Raw genomic sequence first — 18,117 nt, 5'->3', positions numbered from 1 at the left:
AGGCAATGACGGCGGCCATGCTGGATATCGCCGCCACCCTTGGCGTTTCTGCCGATGCTGCCCAGTTGCTGCAATTGACCAACAACGCCGTGTTCGCTTTGCCACGATCCCGAATCGTCATCCGGATCGCGCGAACCCGTCAGCTCCTTGACCGGGTGACCAAGGTAGTCCAGCTTGGGCGGTGGTTTGCTCGGATCGACGCACCGACGATCCGGCTCGCGGCCGATGTCGAGCAGCCCGTGCGGGTCGGTGACTTCGTCGCCTCAGTCTGGTCCTACGTTCAACCGTCGCCGTTTGCTCCGACAGCGGGGGATCTCGGCCTCGTGTTGCGCGAGTTCCATGCTCTCGACCCGGCGCCAATCGCACTCCCCGCCTGGGATCCTGTCGGCGACGCCCGACGACGCTTGGCTGACGCCGAAGGTCTCGATCCGCGCGACCGCAATTTTCTCGTGAAGTGGTGCGATCGCTTGGAGCCGCAATTGGTTGCACTGAACCGCCGGGAGGGGCCAAGGCTCGTCCACGGGGATGCGCATGTTGGCAACCTGCTGCGAGAGACATCGGGCAGGACGGTCATCTGTGACTTCGATGCCACCTGCATTGGGCCATGGCAGGTTGACCTGGCAGCGGTGGCGGTAGGCGAGGCGCGTTTCGGCGGCACGGGCCTGCACGAGGGGTTGGCTGCCGCATACGGCTGCGACGTGACCTCGGACCAGTCATGGCCAGTCTTGCGAGAAGCCCGTGAGCTGAAGATGATCGCTGCCGCCGCACCGCTCATTAGCAACTCGCCCTATCTGGCGGGCGAGTTCGCGGACCGCCTCCGATCGGTGCGAGAGGATGACCGCAAAGCCCGTTGGAAGCCCTTCGCCGATCTCGTGCCAAGCCGCCGTCAAATGCGTCTGTCGGCGAGCCGACACACGGGAAGAGACATGAACCAGGGACGGTCTCGAAGCGCCACGACCGATTAGATTGCCGGGATGACGGATCTTGCGCGGGGTGTGTACGAGCACCTGATCACCCGCGAGCTGGCCGATCACCTCCAGCACGTCGACCCCGCCCTGATCCAGCACCACAACCTCGACCCGGCCGACGCGCATACCGCCCTCGCCCGGCACATCGCCACCCTGGCCGCCCGAGCCCTTCAGTCCGTCCCCAACGGCGACGACAAGCTCCTTCACCAGATCGCGATGGCGAACCAGATCGCCGAAACCATCGCCACCCTCAGCCCAAAGGCGGCCACCGAGCAGGACCAGGTCACCGACGCCAAGCACCTGCTCCATGCCATCGCCGCCCCGCCGATCCCACCGGCGCTGCCAGCCTTCCCGCAGCGCCCCACCACTCCCCTCTCCACCGGCGCGCTACTGGTCAACGGCCGCCACCAGCCCCGCATCGGCCACGAGGTCAACCACGAGATGGCGTCGGCCGAGAGTGTCGACCTGCTGTGCGCGTTCATCAAGTGGTACGGCCTGCGCATCGTCGAGCACGCCATCCGGGACCTGATCGACCGAGGTGGCAAGGTCCGCGTAATCACCACCACCTACCTCGGCGCAACCGATCAGCGAGCGCTGGACCGGCTCAAGGAGCTGGGCGCAGAGGTCAAGGTGTCGTACGAGACCCGCACCACTCGCCTGCACGCCAAGGCGTGGCTGTTTCGCCGGGCAAACGGCACCACCACCGCGTACGTCGGCTCGTCGAACCTGTCGAAGACCGCGCTGGTGGACGGCGTGGAGTGGAACGTCCGCATCTCGAACATCGAGCAGCCGCACGTCATCGACACATTCACGGCGACCTTCGAGGACTACTGGAACGATCCGGCGTTCGAGGCGTACGACACGACCAGGGACGCCGACCGGCTACGGCATGCGTTGCGCGGGGAGCGCCGCGACGACGCACCGACCGCGGTCTCGAACCTGGACGTGCGCCCGTACCCGTACCAGGCAGAGATCCTTGCCGACCTGGACGCTGAGCGCCTGGTGCACGGGCGCTGGCGCAATCTGGTGGTGATGGCGACAGGCACCGGCAAGACCGTCGTCGCCGCGCTGGACTACCGCCGGCTGCACCGCAGCAAAAGAGTGGATTCGCTGCTCTTCGTCGCCCATCAGGAGCAGATCCTGCGGCAGAGCCTGTCGACGTTTCGGCAGGTCATGGGCGACGGCAGCTTCGGCGAGACCTTGGTCGCGGGCGAGAAGCCGAACGGCTGGAAGCACGTCTTCGCCTCCATCCAGTCGCTGCACCGCCGCGAGGTCGACCCCGAGGCGTACGACATGGTGATCGTGGACGAGTTCCACCACGCCGAGGCGCCAACGTACACGCAGTTGTTGGAGCGGCTGCGTCCCCGCGTACTCCTGGGCCTGACCGCGACCCCCGATCGGGCCGACGGCGGCGACGTGCGCCGGTGGTTCGACGGGCACGCGGCAGTTGAGCTGCCCCTGTGGGAGGCATTGGATCGGCAGTTGCTCTCGCCGTTCCAATATTTTGGGCTGCACGACGACGAGGACCTGTCGCACGTCACCTGGAAGCGCGGCCAGGGGTATGACCTGACGCAGCTCAGCACTATCTACACCGCCAACGATGCTCGGGTGCGGACAGTGCTGCGCGCAGTCCGCGAGAAGGTGGACGTCGGGCGGATGCGGGCACTCGGCTTCTGCGTGAGCATCGGGCACGCCGAGTTCATGGCCGCCCGCTTCAGGAAGCACGGTGTCGAGGCGGCGGCGGTGACCTCGCGGGCGAGCACCGATCGGGCTGGGCTGTTGCGGGACTTCAAAGCCGGCAAGCTGCGGGTGCTCTTCACCGTGGACCTGTTCAACGAGGGCGTCGACCTGCCGATGGTCGACACGATCCTGATGCTACGACCCACCGAGAGCGCCACGATCTTCCTGCAACAGCTCGGCCGTGGTCTGCGCCTCGACGACGACAAGCCCTGCCTCACCGTGCTCGACTTCATCGGCGGGCAGAACGCCAACTTCCGCTTCGACCTCCGATGGCGTGCCCTGACCGGGGTGAGCCGACGGGCGATCACCGAGGCCGTTCGCGATGACTTCCCGAGCCTGCCGAGCGGCTGCCACATCGAGCTGGACCGGGTGGCGAAGGAGATCGTCCTCGCCAACCTGAAGAGCGCACTGCCCACCTCGAAGGCTGGCCTGGTCTCTGAGCTGCGGCAACTCGGCGACGTCACCCTGGCGACGTTCCTGCGCGAGACGGGCCTGGAGAGCGAGGACGTGTACCGATCGGCAAGCATCGGCGGCTGGACCGGGCTGCGGCGGCTTGCCGGCATCGAGACGGCCGCGCCCGGCCCCGACGACCGCGAGCTGGGCCGGGCCATCGGCCGCATGCTGCACACCGACGACATCGACCGGCTAGAGCTGCTGACGAAGGTCGCGGCCGGACCGCCCGCGCCAGGTCATCAGGTGTACGCGGGCAGCAGCCGCCTGTTGGACATGCTGCACTTCAGCCTCTGGGGGCCGAACGCTCCGCTTGCGACGCGCGACGAACGGCTGGCACGACTGTGGAAGGAGCCGGCCCGTTGCGCCGAGTTGCGGCAGGTCGCCGAGGTGCTTCGGGACCGCATCCACCGGGTCACGCCGGCCGCTGCTCCAGGTGCCGTGCCGCTACGGGTGCATGCCCGGTACAGCCGCAACGAGGCATGCGCCGCCTTCGGAATGACCAACCCCGGGTCGCTGCGAGAGGGGGTGAAGTGGCTGCCCGACGCCCAAGCCGACCTGTTCTTCGTCACCCTGGTCAAGTCCGAGCTGCACTACTCCCCCACCACCATGTACGCCGACCGGGCCATCACCGACACGTTGTTCCAGTGGGAGTCACAGAGCACCACCTCGTCGGCATCGGCGACCGGTCAGCGATATACGACGGGTGGGTCGACCGTGCACCTCTTCATTCGGGAGACCCGTATCGCCGACCGCGACCTGGGCGCACCGCCGTACCTGTACGCCGGCACCATGACGTACGACTCGCATACCGGTGACCGACCGATGCGCGTCCTGTGGCAGCTCCACCACGCCCTACCCGCCGACGTGTACGCCACCGCCCGAACGATCGCCGCCTGATATCGACCGTCTGTCCGCTCGCCCGGCTACCCCTTCGCCACGGCCTCCGGCTCCGGCGGGACGTGCGGCCCGCCAGCCTGTCGCTCGTCGCCGTGGCCCGGCCACCACGCCTTGTGCCCGATCAGCGCGGTCAGCGCTGGCACGAAGAACATCGACATGACGAACGCCGACAGCACGATGCCGATCGCCACCGCGAAGCCCATCTGCTGCAGGAACGAGATCGGAGCCAGCAGCAGCACCGCGAACGTCCCGGCAAGGATCAAGCCTGCTGCCGCGACCGTCGGGCCGGCGTGTTCAACCCCGATGGCGGCGGCCTGGTGCGGCTCGTTACCCTCCCGCGCCTCCTCGCGTAGTCGGGCGATCATCAGGATGTTGTAGTCAGTCCCGATCGCCACCACGAAGAGGTAGAGGATGATCGGCAGCTGGAAGGTGACACCAGGCTCGCCCTGCAGCCCTTGGAAGAGATAGACAGTGGCGCCCAGCGTGGCGGCGAAGTTGAGCAGCACCGCTATTACGAGGTAGATCGGCGCGACCAGACTGCGCAGCAGCAGCCCGAGGATAAGCGCGATCAGGCCGGCCGCGACCGGCAGGATCACCGACAGGTCGCGGTTGTTGGCCGAGTTGATGTCCGCGAAGATCGAGGTGGTTCCGCCGACCAGCACCCGGGTGCCCGGCGGGGCCGCCGCGTGCACGGCGCCGCGCAAGTCGTCGCGGACGAGGGTGATCGCCTCGTTGGAGACCGGGTTCTCGTTGAGCAGCAGGTTGACCCTGGCCACACTCGGGTCGGTGCTGCGCTCCGGGGGCTGCGCCTGGCCCACACCCGGGGCTTTCGCCACGGCCGCCGCGAAGTCGTTGACCTGCTGCTCGTTCAGCGGCGACCCGTTGCTGGTGGTCAGGTAGACCTCGGTAGGGGCGAGCGCACCGGCGGCGAACCCGCGCTGTAGGTCCTGTGCGGCCTTCGCCGACTCGGTGTCCTGCGGGAACCCGGCGCTGAAGTCGTAGTCGGCCTTGTAGCCAAGCACGCCTGCAGCGAGCGCGACCAGGAGAACGCCGGAGGCCGCCGCGACAAGCGCCGGCCGGCGCCCGACGGTGTTGCCGAGCCGGTGCCAGATGGTGGCCTTGGGCGCACGCTGCCACGCCTTCGAGGGCCAGAAGACGTACCGGCCGAGCAGGGAGACAACCGCCGGGATGAGGGTGAGCGAGGTGACCAGCATGACGCCGACCGCGATCGCGAGCGCCGGACCGAGGGAGCCGAAGAAGCCCAGCGAGGCGAGGAGCAGCACGAGGAACGCGACGATGACCGCTCCGGCGGCCGAGGTGATGACCTCGCCGACCCGCTGGACGGTGACGATCATCGCGGTGCGCTTGTCGTCACCGGCGCGCAGCCGCTCCCGGTAGCGGAAGAGCAGGAACAGGATGTAGTCGGTGCCGATGCCGAACAGCACGATCAGCAATATCGTCTGCAGATCCTGGCTGACACTGAGGTCGAATGCCTTGCCCGCGGCGGCGACGAGACCCGTCGTGATGCTCAGGACGACGCCGACGACCACCACGGGCAGCAGCGCCGCGATGGGGCTGCGGAAGATGACGAGGATCAGTCCGATGATCAGGATGATCGTCGCAACGCCGACCACGGCGAAGGCGTTGTTGAAGGTGTCCTCGTTGTCGACGAAGCTCGCCACGTCACCGGCCACGCCTGCGGTCAGCCCACTTTTCGCCAGCTCCGGGCCGATGTCCGCGCGCAGGTCGCGCACGGCGTCGAGCAGTGCCGGGTCGTCGGGGGTGGGGGCGTCGAGCCCGACGTTGATGATCTGCACCGACTTGTCCGGTGCGACCGCGGGCGGGCCGGTCAGGTAGCCGGACGTACGCGGGATGTTCTTGGCCTTGAGCGACTGGGCGAGCTGGCCCACCTTCGCCTCGTCCGCCGACGTGAGTTTCTGCCCGTCGGCGCGCTTGACCACGATGGTCGCCGTCGCGGTGGCCTGCTGCGGGAACGCCTTCTGCCCCAGCTCGGTGGCCTGCACCGACTCGTACGAGCGAGGCAGGAAGCTTTCCTGGTCGGCGGAGGTGATGTCGCTCAGGGACGGTGTGGTGGGAATGATGGCGGCTGCCGCGACCACCCACCCGGCGATCACCCACCAGGCTCTGCCCACGACGAATCTGCCCAGCCGCTCGAACATGGTTCCCCCCGTGTTTCCGGCACAACCGACGTCTGGTGGCCGAGGCGCCCACAGACGCCCCGAACACCACCCTGTGCTACCGATGTGCAGCGTACCGTCACGGCCTAATCCTTTTCGGACGCACGGGAGTGTCAGGCGTGTGCTTTTCAGCCTCGCCGCCGATGACCAGGCAGCCGTCCAGGTACCACACCCGGCGACTGATCACGCACTAGGTTGGGGGCATGGAGCAGCGGATCAGCCTGATCACCCTTGGCGTCAGCGACCTGGCGCGCGCCAAGGCGTTCTACGAGCACCTTGGCTGGCGTGGCCAGGAGCTTGAGGAGACCGTCTTCATCCAGGCCGGCGGTCTGGCCCTCGTCCTCTGGGGCCGCGACAAGCTCGCCGCCGACGCCGGCATCGACGACCCCGCCACCGACGGCTTCGGCGGGGTGACCCTCGCCCAGAACGTCCGCTCCCGGGCCGAGGTCGACGAGGTGATCGCCGCCGCGACCAAGGCTGGCGCAACGGTGACCAAGCCGGCCGAGGAGACCTTCTACGGCGGCTACGCCGGCTACTTTGCCGACCCGGACGGTCACCTCTGGGAGATCGCCTGGAACCCGGGCTTCGCCCTCGCGGAGGACGGCTCCCTCACCGTCCCCGACTTCAGCGCCATGAACTGAGACTCACCGCCGAGAACAGAGCCGCGGAGGCAGCGCCGCTGATCATGGCATCGGAGACGGGCAGAGCAGCGGGTCCACCACCGGCAGTTGAAGCGGGTCGAGGCAGACAACCAGCAACCCGGGGTCCGGCGAGGGCGTAGGGGTCGGGGCCGGAAGCGGGGGCGGGGTCGGCGTCGGCGAGGCGGACCCGACGGGCGGCGTCGGCAGCGCTGACGCGGGCGGTTCCGTGGTGGCGACCGGCGTCGGCACCGAGCTGGCCGACGGAGTCGGGGCGGCGACCGGCGCAACGGTCGGCGCGACGACCGGCGGCAGGGCCACCGCCACCACCGGGGGCGCCGCTGTGGAGACATCTGCCGGTGTCGACGGTCGAACAGCCGGCGCGGACGGCGGGTTCCATACGGCATTCACGGCCGAGCCGACCCTCGTCCTGGGTGCCATCGGCCCGGTCGGCAGGAGCACCGTTCCAGCCCTCGACACGTCTAGGGCGACGATCTCCGCCGAGGGCACCGGCGCGCGAGGACCCCACGCGCCAGCTTCCACAGCCCTGGGTCCCAGCGCGCCCGGTCCAAGCGTCACGAACACCATTGCGGCGACGGCGGCGGCCCCCAGCGCCCGCCGGTCGGGGCGTACCGCTGTCGGTGGTGCGTCCTCGGGGTGCACAACCATGAGGGGCGCGGGCGGGGCGGCCCGGTGCGCTGCCAGCAGTGCGTCGACCTGGGCGACGACGGCAGCTCGATCGTCGGCAGCCGCGAGGGTGAGATAGAAGCGGAAGTTCACCGCGGCACCCGCCGGGACCAGCAGCCCGTCGAGTCGACCGCGATCAGGCAGCAGGGTGACCGGGACGTCGGGGTGGTGGGCGGGGCCGATCAGGTCGGCGTACCGCCACTCGCGCCGGTGCTCCCGACCGCCGAAGGCCACCCGTCGGCTGGTCACGACGGCCATCCCGCTGTTGACGACCCGCAGGCCCGGCGGCAGGGCCTCCGAATGGGGCTCGGCCAAGGAACACCGACCCGGTGCGGGCAGCCCGGGGACGTGCCGCGCCTCGGCCTCGACGAGCGTGGCGACGGGGAGGACGCGGAAGACGAGTTCGTCGTCGTCGAGGTCCACCGGCAGGCCGGCGCGGGGCTGCGTACACCCGAGGAAGCTTGCGGCTTCGATGCGGAGCCGGGCCAGGTGGTCGTCGCGGCGCTGCCAGGCGTCGGTGGCGTCGCGGTACGCGCGCTGCCGGCGCTCGTTCTCGCGCTCCGCCCAGGCGATCCGCCAGGGGGCGCAGGACACGGAGGTCACGGTCACACGCGGTACAACCGCTCACGTACGTGACAGGCAACGCGACCGGGATCGATGTGTCCCGTTGTGCCCGGAAGGAGAGAGTTGCAGGTGATCAGCCGGCCCGCCGCCGGTACGGTTGCGGACCGTGGGTCGGGAACCGCGACTGGGTACGCGGTGGGTACGCCTCGCAGTGCTCGGTCCAGTGCTCGGCGGCGGTGGCCAGGGCGTCCGCGGAGACGGTGAGGATCAGCGGGTAGATCGCGCTGGACGGCCGGCGCATCCACGGCGGCAGCGACTCGGCGGAGAAATCCACGATCAGTTCCAGCCGGCGTCGGCGCAGCACCCGGCTGCGCAGGGCCAGGTTGGGTTCGGTGAAACGCACCATCGCCGGTGGTGCGCTCAGCGCGAGGGCGGCGGTGGCCTGCCCGTGCAGCCAGCCGCCGAGCGCGCGTGCCTCCTCGACCATCAGGCTCGGGTAGTGGTGTGACCAGTTCTGACCGTCGGCGGTACGGGCGTCCACCTCGATGAGCAGCCAGTCGTGCCAGCCGGGGGTGGCCCGGTCGGGATCGTCGGGCGGGTCGACGCCGGGCTGGTAGCCGACGGGGCGTATCCGCACCCGCGCGCCGTCGTCAGACCGGATCTCCACTCGATCATTCTGGCTGAGCGAAGCGGACTTCAGCCCCTGAATCGGTCACTTGGTGACGGTTCGCCGCACGCCCTCGTGCGCGGCGCAGGCCCTGGACCGGCCGCCGGTCAGGCTGACCGACCCGTCGCGGCACTGCACGAGGTAACCGCGCCCGGCCCAGAAGTCCGGTGCGCAGTCGAACCAGTCGCACACCTCGGCGGCCGGCTTGCGGATCCGCGTGCCGCCGCAGAATCCGTATCCCAGGGGGTTCTCCGGAGCCCCGCAGCGCGGGCCCGGGGTCACGCTCGGCGACGGGCGAGGTGACTGTGTCGGCTTCGGCGGCGGGGGTTTCAGGGCGAGCGCCGGGCCGATCCGCGCGGGTGCGGCGCTCGCGGTGGGCGCCGGGGTGGCGGCCACGGCGACCTCCCTCGGGTCGGACGGGTCCGACTCGATAAGCGCCGCCGGCACCAGCAGGGCGATGGCCGCCGCCACCGCGATGGTCCTGCGGCCACCGGGCACGAACGACGACAGCCGGGCCTGCCCGGGGGTGGCCGCTGCCGGCCGGAACGGCTTGAGCTGGGCGTGCTCGGCGATCAGCTCGTCGAGTTGGGCGAGCACCGCGGCGCGTTGCTCGATCGCGTCGGCGAACGCCAGGGTGAGCTTGAACCGGAAGTCCGGCGCGGCGTCGGTGGGCAGCAACAACCCGGAGGTACGCCGCCGGTCCAGCACCTGGATCAGGGTGACCGGTGCCGCCGGGTCGTGGGCCAGGCCGGTGATCCGGCCGTACGCCCAGTCGCGCCGACCCCTGCCGCCGAGCAGCACTAGTCGACGGTTGGTGATCACGGCCATGCCGGCGTCGGTGACGCGTACGCCGTCCGGCCGGCGTGGACGCAGCGGCCCGCTTCCCGGGGCGACCGCGAGGTCCGGCGCGGGCAGCACGGTGGTGTGCCGTACCTCGACCAGCTGCGCCGCCGGCAGTGCCCAGAGCACCACCTCGTCGGCGGCCAGCTCCAATGCCAGACCGGCGCCGGCGGCGGCCGACCCCTGGAAGTCGGCGGCCAGGGCGCGGAGCCGCCGTAACTCGTCGTCGCGTCGCCGCCACGCCGCCTCAGCACCGCGGTACGTGCTGACCCGCCGCACGTTCTGCCGGTGCGCCCACCGGTACCGCCAGGTGGAACCCGTCGAATCAGTCTTTGCCACGCCGACTCCTCCGCCGCGCTGGCCACCAATCTGGGGTGTCACCGGGACTAACAGGCGCGGCGCGGCGCCCGGACACGCCGAAACGGGCGAAGTACCCGATCGGCGGAGCAACCAGCACGATAGGGGGATACTGGTGCGGGCGTTCATGTTCTTCGAGGGGGTGGCGGGTCGTGCCGGCAGTCACGCAGCCCGGAGTCGTGATCGGGGTCGACATCGGCACCACGAGCACCAAGGCCGTCGCGTACGACACCGACGGGCGGCAGCTCGGCAGTCACCTGGCCGGCTACCCGCTGAACAACCCGCAACCCGGCTACGCCGAGCAGGACCCGCAGCTCATCCTCGAAGCGGTGCTCCAGTCGATAAGCCTGGTCGCGGCCGAGCTGGTCCAGCCGGTGGCCGGGCTGTCGTTCGGTTCGGCCATGCACAGCCTGATCGGGCTCGACCGGGACGGCAATCCGCTCACCCCATCGGTGACCTGGGCCGACTCGCGCGCGACCCGGCAGGCCGAGCGGTTGCGGGCGGTGCCGTCGGGGCTGGCGCTGCACCGGCGCACCGGCACCCCGATGCATCCGATGGCGCCACTGCCCAAGTTGCTCTGGTTCGCCGAGCAGGAGCCGCAGCTCTTCGCACGGGTGACGCACTGGGTGGGCATCAAGGACTGGGTGCTGCTGCGGCTCTGCGGCACGCTCGTCACCGACCACTCGATCGCCTCGGCCACCGGCCTGCTCGACATCCACAAGCTGGAGTGGGACGGCGAGGCGTTGCGCATCGCCGGCATCACCGAGGCGCAGCTCCCGCAGTTGGTCGCCACCACCGCCGTGCTGCCGAACCTCACTCCGCGAACCGCCACCGAGACCGGCCTGCCGGAGCGCACCCCGGTGGTGGTCGGCGCTGGTGACGGCCCGCTGGCGAACCTGGGCCTGGGCGCGGTGCACCCCGGCATGGTGGCCTGCTCGATCGGCACCAGCGGGGCGATGCGGGTGATGGTCGAGCGGCCCGGTGTGGACCCGCTCGGCGGGGTGTTCTGTTACGCGCTGACCGAGCAGCGCTGGGCGGTCGGTGGCGCGATCAACAACGGCGGCATCGTGCTCAAGTGGGCCGGCGCGGCGCTCGCCCCGGATCTCGGTGAGCACTCCGAGGAGGATCTGGTCGCCCTGGCGGCCCGCGCGCCGGTCGGCTCGGGCGGGCTCATCATGCTTCCGTACCTGCACAGCGAACGCGCACCACACTGGAGCGCCCTGCCGCGCGGAGCGTACGTGGGGTTGACCCACGCGCACCGCCGCGAGCACCTGGTGCGGGCCGCCCTGGAGGGCGTCTGTCAGCAGCTCGCGTTGGTGCTCAGCTCGGTGCGGGCGGCCGGCAACGAGGTGCGCGAGATCCGGGCCGGTGGCGGCTTCGCCCGCAGCGGTCTGTGGCGGCAGATGCTCGCCGACGTGCTCGGCATGCCGGTGAGCTTCCCGGCCGCGCACGAGGGGTCGAGCTTCGGCGCGGCGCTGCTCGGCATGGAGGCGCTCGGGCTGATCCCCAGCATCGACCTCGCCGCCGACCTGGTGCGGATCGAGGAGACGGTCCGCCCTGACCCGGCCGCCGCCGCCACCTACGCGGCGTTGCTACCGCTCTTCGCCGAGCTGTACGAGGCCCTCACACCCGCCTTCACCTCGATCCGCCGGATGGCACCCGGCCTGCCCACCGGCCCCGAACCGTCGGCGTGACCGCTGCCGGCCCCCGGGTCGGTCAGGGTGCCTCGACGCCGCTGATCAGGTAGCGCTGCACGTCGGCGTCGAGGATTGCCGCCTCCTGCGCGTCGTCCGGGCCGGAGCCACGAAACGCGGCAAGCTGCTCGGCGGACTCCCAGCGTTCGTAGACGTGGATCCGGTCGGGCTCCAACGGGTCCGCCGCCAGCAGGAAGTCCAGACAGCCGGCGGTGGCGCGCGCCCGCGCCATGACCTGGTGGCAGTCGGACAGGTACGCCTCGCGGGTGGCCGGTTCGACGGTCAGGCTGCCGGCGATGATCAGCATGGGGTCCTCCGGGGGGATTGGCTCACTGGTTGAGTGGCTAACCCTTTGCTCTGCACCCGCCGGTGCGCCGGTTACGGACCGTGCGTGGCGCATCGGCGGGTGCAGAGCAAAGGGGTGATTACCTTTGGGTCACTGTTATACCCGCGGGCCACCGCGCTGGGGGGACATTGCCTGCCCGGACGGGTGACGCCGGTCCCGCCGGTCTCACCAGCCTCCGGCGCTTCATATCGTGCAAACGTGAGAAAAAGCGACAAGAGGCGCTCATCTTCCCTGCTCGGCAACTCTGCCCGCGTACCCCTGAAAGTCCTGACGGCGGCGGTCGCGCTCGCGGTGCTCGCGACGACCGGGCCGGCCACCGCGGACGGTCCGGGCCGCGCGCCCGGCGCGGACCCGGCGCAGACGACCCCGCCGGGGTACGGAGTTGAGCCCGCCGACGGTCAGAGCCACGAGCCGGGGGTGGACCCGACGCCGGAGCGCCCGCCGACGAGCGAGGTGTCCTGGCTGTCGTTTCCCGGCGGGGTGTTCGCCGTGGACTCGCTCGGGCACACCGTGCGCTACCGTGCCTGCGACGGCGACACCGGTCGGGTCGCCGACCCGGGCATGCGCGTCGCCGCCGGGGTGGCCAGCGGGGCTGTCGTCGTCGGCGGCACGGCCTACCGCTACCGGGTGCCGCTTGTCGGGCGCAGCGAGGGCACCCTCGAGGTGATCCCCCGGCACCGCCCGCCGACGACGCTGACCGGGGTGGTGGTCACCAGCCCGCAGCCGCCCACCGACCCGGTCGCCGGGGCCCGCCTCCTCCCGCTCAGCGGTCAGCTCGCCCGGGTGGTAGCCGACGCGAGCCTCAACCCGGCCGGGGCCACCGTCCGCGACCTGTCCGGCCGCTACGGCGACCAGCAAATCGCCGTCAACGGATCGCTGCGCCCCAAGGCGGCGAGCGTCATCAAACTGTGGATCCTCGTCGAGTTGCTGCGGCGGGTCGGCTGTGGACAGATCGCCCTCGACGACGGGGTGCTGGTCACCCCGGAAGACGTGGTCGGCGGCACCGGTCAACTCCAGTTCGAGACGTTCCCGCAGGTGGTGACGCTGCACCGGCTCGCCAGGTACCTGATCAAGTACAGCGACAACGTGGCCGCGAATGTGCTGATCACCTACCTGGGTGGTTTCGCGCCGGTCAACGCGCTGATCGACTCGATGAACCAACGCTCCACCATCCTGGCCCGCCGGATGCTCGACAGCGCCGCCGCGCAACGCGGCGAGGAGAACTACACCAGCCCGGACGACGTGGTGTCGCTGCTCGGCGCGGTCTGGGACGGCGAGATCCTCACCCAGGCATCCCGCGACCTGATGATCGGGTTCATGCGGGAGCAGACCCTGAACACCAAGATCCCGGCGGCGTTGCCACCCGGCGTGCCGGTGGCCCACAAGACCGGTGACCTGCCGGACGCCTCCCACGACGTCGGCTACTACCTGATCCCCGGCACCGAGACCGCAGTCGCGTTCCTCACCGCCGGACCCATGGCCACCGGCGACGAGACGGTCCGGCGGATGGCCCGCACCGTCTACGACTTCCTGGTCACCCCGGTCGACGGGGCGGTCGAGGAGTGAGCCGGCGTCACACCCCCGGGATGTTCGCCGGCGGGTCCTCGCCGACCACGTCGGCCGCCGGCGGGTCCGCCGACACCGGCAACCCGAAATCCGAGTACGTCAGGTCGAGCTGGGCGACCTGCGACTCCCTGCTGGCCAACTCGATGCGGTAGCGGACCAGCCGGCCCTGCTCGTCGACGGCAGCGGTGAACGGCACCGCCCCGGCCCGGTCACCGAGCACACCGCCGACCCCTTCGCCGAGCACCCCGGCGCTCTGGCGCAGGTCAAGCGTGCCCGCGTACTCCCGCGCACCGGTCTGCCGGACGTCGGTCGCCGCGCTTACCGTGCCGGCCAACCTGGTGTTGTCCAACCCCTTGTTGGTAAGGGGTGAACCCGGGGCCCCGACATGCCACCAGGTCTTGCCGTCCCAGACCGGAACACGCCGGTCCGGGGCGCTGACCCGCACGTAGACGTCCGGCCCGGTGGTGAGCCGTTCGATCTTCACCTCGCCGCTCGGCACCTTCAGGGAGGTGGTCTCCAGACCGCGCTTCGCCCCCGGGTCCCAGAGCACCACCGTGCCGTCCCCGCCCGACGTCCCGCCGCTGCTCAACGTCAGCTTGTAGGTCTGCTCGTCGACCCTCCCGGCGGCGGCCCTGAGCACACCGGCCGGGTCGGTCGGGCCCGCCGACGCCGCCGGCCGACCCGCATCGGGTTCGTCGCCGGTGGCCACGAGTGCCCACACCCCGGCGGCGACGGCCACGGCGACGACGACACCAGCGGCGATCAGCTTCGGTTTCTGCACGGTCATCTCCCCGGGGGCGGTGCGGTCCGGCCAGAGTAGCCGGACCGCCAGCCGTCACGCCCGGCTGATCGCGTTGGCGTGGATCGCCTCGTTCAGGTACGCGGTCAGCCCCGGGGCGATGGCCTCGTAGTACGCGGTGAACCGCTCGTCGGCCACGTACATGTCGGCCAACCCGGTGTGGATCTCGTACGAGCACTCGTAGAACCAGCGGCTGATGAGCTGCCGGTGCTCCTCGGCCAGCTCCATCGCCGCCGCGCCGTCCGCAGGTGCACCGGAGGCCATCAGCGCGACGATCCGCCGACCCCAGTCCTCGGTCTCCGCCTTGTTGCGCAGCCAGTCCTCCTTGGTGTAGCCGGCGACCCGCCGGTTCGACTCCCGGTACGCGTCGGTGTCACCCCACCGCCGCTCCGCCTCGGCGCGGTGCTCCTCCGGGTCGACGTCACCGAAGACCTCGAACCGCTCCTCCGGCGTGAGTTGGATGTTCATCTTGCTCGCCTCCATCGCGAACTCGACAGCCGTGACCATCTCCTGCAACCGCTTCAGCCGTACCGTCAGCAGCTCGTGCTGTCGGCGCAGGTGGGCGGCCGGATCGGCCGCCGGGTCGTCGATGATCGCGGCGATCTCCTCAAGCGGGAAACCCAGCTCCCGGTAGTACCTGACGAGTTGCAGCCGTTGCAGGTCCGCGTCCTCGTAGCGGCGGTAACCGGCCGAGGTGCGCCCGCTTGGCGAGAGCAAGCCGATCTCGTCGTAGTGGTGCAGCGTCCGCACCGTCACGCCGGCGACCTTCGCCACCTGACCCACCGTGTACGCCATGGTCCCCCTCCCTTCCGGGAACCAGGCTCCTGCCTGCCGTTACGTCAGAGTCAAACTCCAATTTTGGCCCACCTTGGCGGGGCCGTCCGGCCGCCCGTACAGATAGCCCTGACCGCGTGGGCAGCCGATCGCGGTGACCGCCTCGTGCTGGCGCTCGGTCTCCACCCCCTCGGCGACCACCGCCAGGTCGAACGCGCCGGCCAGCCGGGTGACCATCTCCACCGTGGCGTACGCCCGGTCGTCGGTGCCCAGCCGGGCCACGAACGACCTGTCGATCTTCAGCTCGGTGGCCGGGATGCGGTGCAGGTAGCTCAGCGACGAGTAGCCGGTGCCGAAATCGTCGATCGCGATCCGAATGCCCAGCTCCCGGAGCTGGTGCAGCCGCTCCAGCACCGCCTCGGTGCCCTCGATCAGCGCCGACTCGGTCAACTCCAGGGTCAACGCCCGCGGTGCCAACCCGGCGGCGCTGGTGGCCGCGGTGACGGTGGCGATCAGATCCGGCCGGCGCAGGTGCGCGGCGGCGATGTTCACCGCGACCGTCGCGTCCGGCGCCCGCCCCCGCCAGGTGGCGGCGGCCCGGCACGCCTCGTGGATCACCCAGCGGTCGATCGGCAGGATCAGCCCGGTCTCCTCGGCCAGCGGAAGGAACCTCGACGGCGGCAACAACCCCAGGCGAGGATGCCGCCAGCGCACCAACGCCTCGGCGCTGCGCACCACGCCACTGGTCAGGTCGACGATGGGTTGGAACTCCAGGCGCAGCTCGTCCTCGTCGACGGCGCGGCGCAGGTCGGCGATCAACTCGGCGCGGGAGACGGCCGACTCCCGCAGGGCCGCCGTGCACGTTCGATAGGCGGACTTCCCGGCCGCCTTGGCCGCGTACATGGCGATGTCGGCGTCGCGCAGCAGGTCGCTGTGGGAGGCGTGCTGCGGGCCGAACTCGGCGATGCCGATGCTCGCCGACGGGTGCACCCCGACGTCCTCCTCGTCGTCGGAGGGCCGCAACGCGTCCAACAGCCGCTCGGCAAGCCGCTCGGGCGACACCGGCCGCCCGCCGTCGACGAGTACCGCGAACTCGTCACCGCCGAGCCGGGCGATGGTGCCGTCACCGTCGACGGCAGCGTGCATCCGGGCCGCCAGCCCGGTCAGCAGAGTGTCGCCGGTGGCGTGCCCGAACCGATCGTTGACCTGCTTGAACCCGTCCAGGTCGAGCAGCAGCACCGCCACCGGACCCCCGTCGCGCAGGGCCATCCGCAGTCGCCGGTTGAACAACAGCCGGTTCGGCAGCCCGGTGAGCTGGTCGCCGTACGCGAGCCGACGCAGCCGGGCCACCAACCGGAGGTTCTCGTTCGCGGCCAACCCCTGGCGAACGGCGAGGGCCGCGAGCAACACCATCATCGTCACGAACACCAACTGCGGGGTCTGCCCGGTGGGTCGACGGGCCAGCACCACCGCGATGATCGCCCCGCCCACCGGCAGGTACGGCAACGCCACCCGCCACCAGGGCGGCAGCGGCGACTCGGCGGTGTCGTCGGTGCCGTCGCAGTCCGGTGGCGGCAGGTTCCGGGTGGCCAGGCCGATCAGCAGGTAGCTCAACGGCCAGCACAGGTCGATCGGGTGACCCGCCGAGTAGTCGGCGCGGGCGACCAACGACACGTAGACGACGTCGGCGACGACCCGCAGAGTGAGGCTCGCCGCGAGGATGCTCATCGGCCGCCACATCGGCCGCGCCGGCCCGGAGACCGCCACCAGGATGGTGAGCTGCATCAGGTCGAACATCGGGAAGAGCAGCCCGAGGGTGCGCGCCGGGTCGGCCAGCTCGGCGGCGGCGACCCCACGGAAGACCAGCACCCAACCGATCGGCACCAGGGCCAGGGCGACGATCACCCCGTCCAGCAGGGTGCGGGCCCGCCCCACCGCAGTCCTCGGTGCGGACGGCGAGCTGAGCAGCGCGGCCGTGCCGGTCAGGATGCCGGCGGTGAAGACCACCCCCACCACCGGGGTGTGCGGCAGGTCGCCGCCGACGAGCCGCTGCACCGTCCAGATCGCCCGACCGATCGCGGCCAGCCCCATGGTGACCGCGAGCAGCGTCCAGAACCGGCGCAACGGCGTCGGATGCCGACGGGCCACCCCCACGCACGCGAGCGTCGCCCAGCCGGCGACGAGCATCGCGCCGACGTCGCTGACCAGCGCGGCGCCGGGCAACGCGGCGAACAGCCAGACCGCCTCCACCGCGATGACGGCAGCCGCCACGACAGCACCGGCGGGGTTGAGCGTCCCCGCAGCCTGCTGTCCGTCCTGTCGGGACACGGTCGCTCCGGCTCTTTCGTCGTGCGTGCACCCTCGGCGGCGCCGGTCCACGGCAAACCCCGAAAGCCTAACCAGCGCCCAGAAACGCCGCCAGAGCCGAACGTTCACCCCGCCGCCGCCCCCGGCCTCCGCTCAGCGGCCCGCAGATCTGTTCCAGGGTGAACGGGGCAGTGCGGTGCCGGCCGACGGCCGACGGGTGCGGCGGCGTCTGCGCCGGCCGGGGGTGCAGGGCGGACGGGCGACGGTGTGCACGGCCACGTCGGCCGGGGACGTCTGTCGGCCGATCAACCAGCACAGAAAGCGTTCCATCGTCGGTTCAGCCGACCGGGAGGCGTTCGACGTCGGACCTGGAGATCTCGTACTCGGCCGCGCAGAACGTGCACTGCTGCGCGTACCGGGTGCGGATCGGAATGAGGGGGATGAAGAAGAGGGTAAATTTCGTCGAACGGCGGGTGATCACCTGTGCGGCGTGGTTGCCGCAGTGGCGGCAGACCTGCTGCACGACACCGGACCTGTCGACCTTGGTACGCAGACCAAAGATGAAGAACATCGCCAGCCAGTACCCACCCGACCGCGAAAAGTCACCACATCCCACCGGTGG

14 protein-coding genes are annotated in these 18,117 nt (G+C 70.6%); 5 read left to right on the top strand and 9 right to left on the bottom strand.

Translation table 11 applies throughout. The features are described 5' to 3' along the window. Positions 1 to 5 precede the first annotated feature (5 nt). Together AB0C15_RS18795 and AB0C15_RS18790 are read left to right on the top strand one after the other, a co-directional pair. The gene (locus tag AB0C15_RS18795; RefSeq protein ID WP_357353628.1) at positions 6 to 965 is read left to right on the top strand and encodes an aminoglycoside phosphotransferase family protein; all 960 of its coding nucleotides are present in this window, start codon (positions 6 to 8) and stop codon (positions 963 to 965) included. 9 nt (positions 966 to 974) lie between these two features. Further along, complete coding sequence (locus AB0C15_RS18790) at positions 975 to 4,058, top strand: DUF3427 domain-containing protein (protein WP_357353508.1); 3,084 nt, start codon at positions 975 to 977, stop codon at positions 4,056 to 4,058. Between the two features lie 26 nt (positions 4,059 to 4,084). Here the strand turns inward: AB0C15_RS18790 and AB0C15_RS18785 are convergent, their stop codons facing one another. After that, positions 4,085 to 6,238: an MMPL family transporter gene (locus tag AB0C15_RS18785; RefSeq protein WP_357353506.1), complete on the bottom strand. Its 2,154-nt coding sequence runs from the start codon at positions 6,236 to 6,238 to the stop codon at positions 4,085 to 4,087. A 221-nt stretch (positions 6,239 to 6,459) separates the two neighbouring features. On the opposite strand from AB0C15_RS18785, the gene AB0C15_RS18780 reads away from it, so the two are divergent. Then, positions 6,460 to 6,897, top strand: a complete 438-nt coding sequence (locus AB0C15_RS18780; protein ID WP_357353504.1) for a VOC family protein — start codon at positions 6,460 to 6,462, stop codon at positions 6,895 to 6,897. Positions 6,898 to 6,939: 42 nt separating this feature from the next. Here the strand turns inward: AB0C15_RS18780 and AB0C15_RS18775 are convergent, their stop codons facing one another. The 3 genes from AB0C15_RS18775 to AB0C15_RS18765 form a co-directional block, all read right to left on the bottom strand. Next, positions 6,940 to 8,184, bottom strand: a complete 1,245-nt coding sequence (locus AB0C15_RS18775) for a hypothetical protein (protein WP_357353502.1) — start codon at positions 8,182 to 8,184, stop codon at positions 6,940 to 6,942. A gap of 94 nt (positions 8,185 to 8,278) precedes the next feature. Beyond that, the gene (locus AB0C15_RS18770) at positions 8,279 to 8,812 is read right to left on the bottom strand and encodes a hypothetical protein (protein ID WP_357353500.1); all 534 of its coding nucleotides are present in this window, start codon (positions 8,810 to 8,812) and stop codon (positions 8,279 to 8,281) included. Between the two features lie 45 nt (positions 8,813 to 8,857). Next, entirely contained in the window at positions 8,858 to 9,991 is a 1,134-nt protein-coding gene (locus tag AB0C15_RS18765) for a hypothetical protein (protein ID WP_357353498.1), read from the bottom strand. 170 nt (positions 9,992 to 10,161) lie between these two features. On the opposite strand from AB0C15_RS18765, the gene AB0C15_RS18760 reads away from it, so the two are divergent. Further along, positions 10,162 to 11,703: a gluconokinase gene (locus AB0C15_RS18760; protein ID WP_357353496.1), complete on the top strand. Its 1,542-nt coding sequence runs from the start codon at positions 10,162 to 10,164 to the stop codon at positions 11,701 to 11,703. A gap of 22 nt (positions 11,704 to 11,725) precedes the next feature. Here the strand turns inward: AB0C15_RS18760 and AB0C15_RS18755 are convergent, their stop codons facing one another. Next, on the bottom strand, positions 11,726 to 12,010 hold the full coding sequence (locus tag AB0C15_RS18755) for an antibiotic biosynthesis monooxygenase (protein ID WP_357353494.1): 285 nt from the start codon (positions 12,008 to 12,010) through the stop codon (positions 11,726 to 11,728). Positions 12,011 to 12,247: 237 nt separating this feature from the next. Between AB0C15_RS18755 and AB0C15_RS18750 the strand changes: the two genes are divergently transcribed. After that, a complete protein-coding gene (locus tag AB0C15_RS18750; RefSeq protein ID WP_357353492.1) occupies positions 12,248 to 13,615 on the top strand; it encodes a serine hydrolase in 1,368 nt (455 codons plus the stop codon). Between the two features lie 7 nt (positions 13,616 to 13,622). Here the strand turns inward: AB0C15_RS18750 and AB0C15_RS18745 are convergent, their stop codons facing one another. From AB0C15_RS18745 to AB0C15_RS18730, 4 genes are all read right to left on the bottom strand, one after another. Further along, entirely contained in the window at positions 13,623 to 14,396 is a 774-nt protein-coding gene (locus AB0C15_RS18745; protein ID WP_357353490.1) for a hypothetical protein, read from the bottom strand. A 54-nt stretch (positions 14,397 to 14,450) separates the two neighbouring features. Next, entirely contained in the window at positions 14,451 to 15,209 is a 759-nt protein-coding gene (locus AB0C15_RS18740) for a MerR family transcriptional regulator (RefSeq protein ID WP_357353488.1), read from the bottom strand. Positions 15,210 to 15,248: 39 nt separating this feature from the next. Beyond that, on the bottom strand, positions 15,249 to 17,516 hold the full coding sequence (locus AB0C15_RS18735; protein ID WP_357353486.1) for an EAL domain-containing protein: 2,268 nt from the start codon (positions 17,514 to 17,516) through the stop codon (positions 15,249 to 15,251). 316 nt (positions 17,517 to 17,832) lie between these two features. Continuing rightward, entirely contained in the window at positions 17,833 to 18,066 is a 234-nt protein-coding gene (locus AB0C15_RS18730) for a zinc-ribbon domain-containing protein (protein WP_357353484.1), read from the bottom strand. Between the last annotated feature and the right edge of the window lie 51 nt (positions 18,067 to 18,117).

It is taken from the genome of Micromonospora sp. NPDC048835 (assembly GCF_040649995.1).
Classification (GTDB): Bacteria; Actinomycetota; Actinomycetes; order Mycobacteriales; family Micromonosporaceae; genus Micromonospora.
The sequence above is the reverse complement of the archived record's forward strand: the minus strand, read 5'-3'. Positions and strand labels throughout refer to the sequence as shown.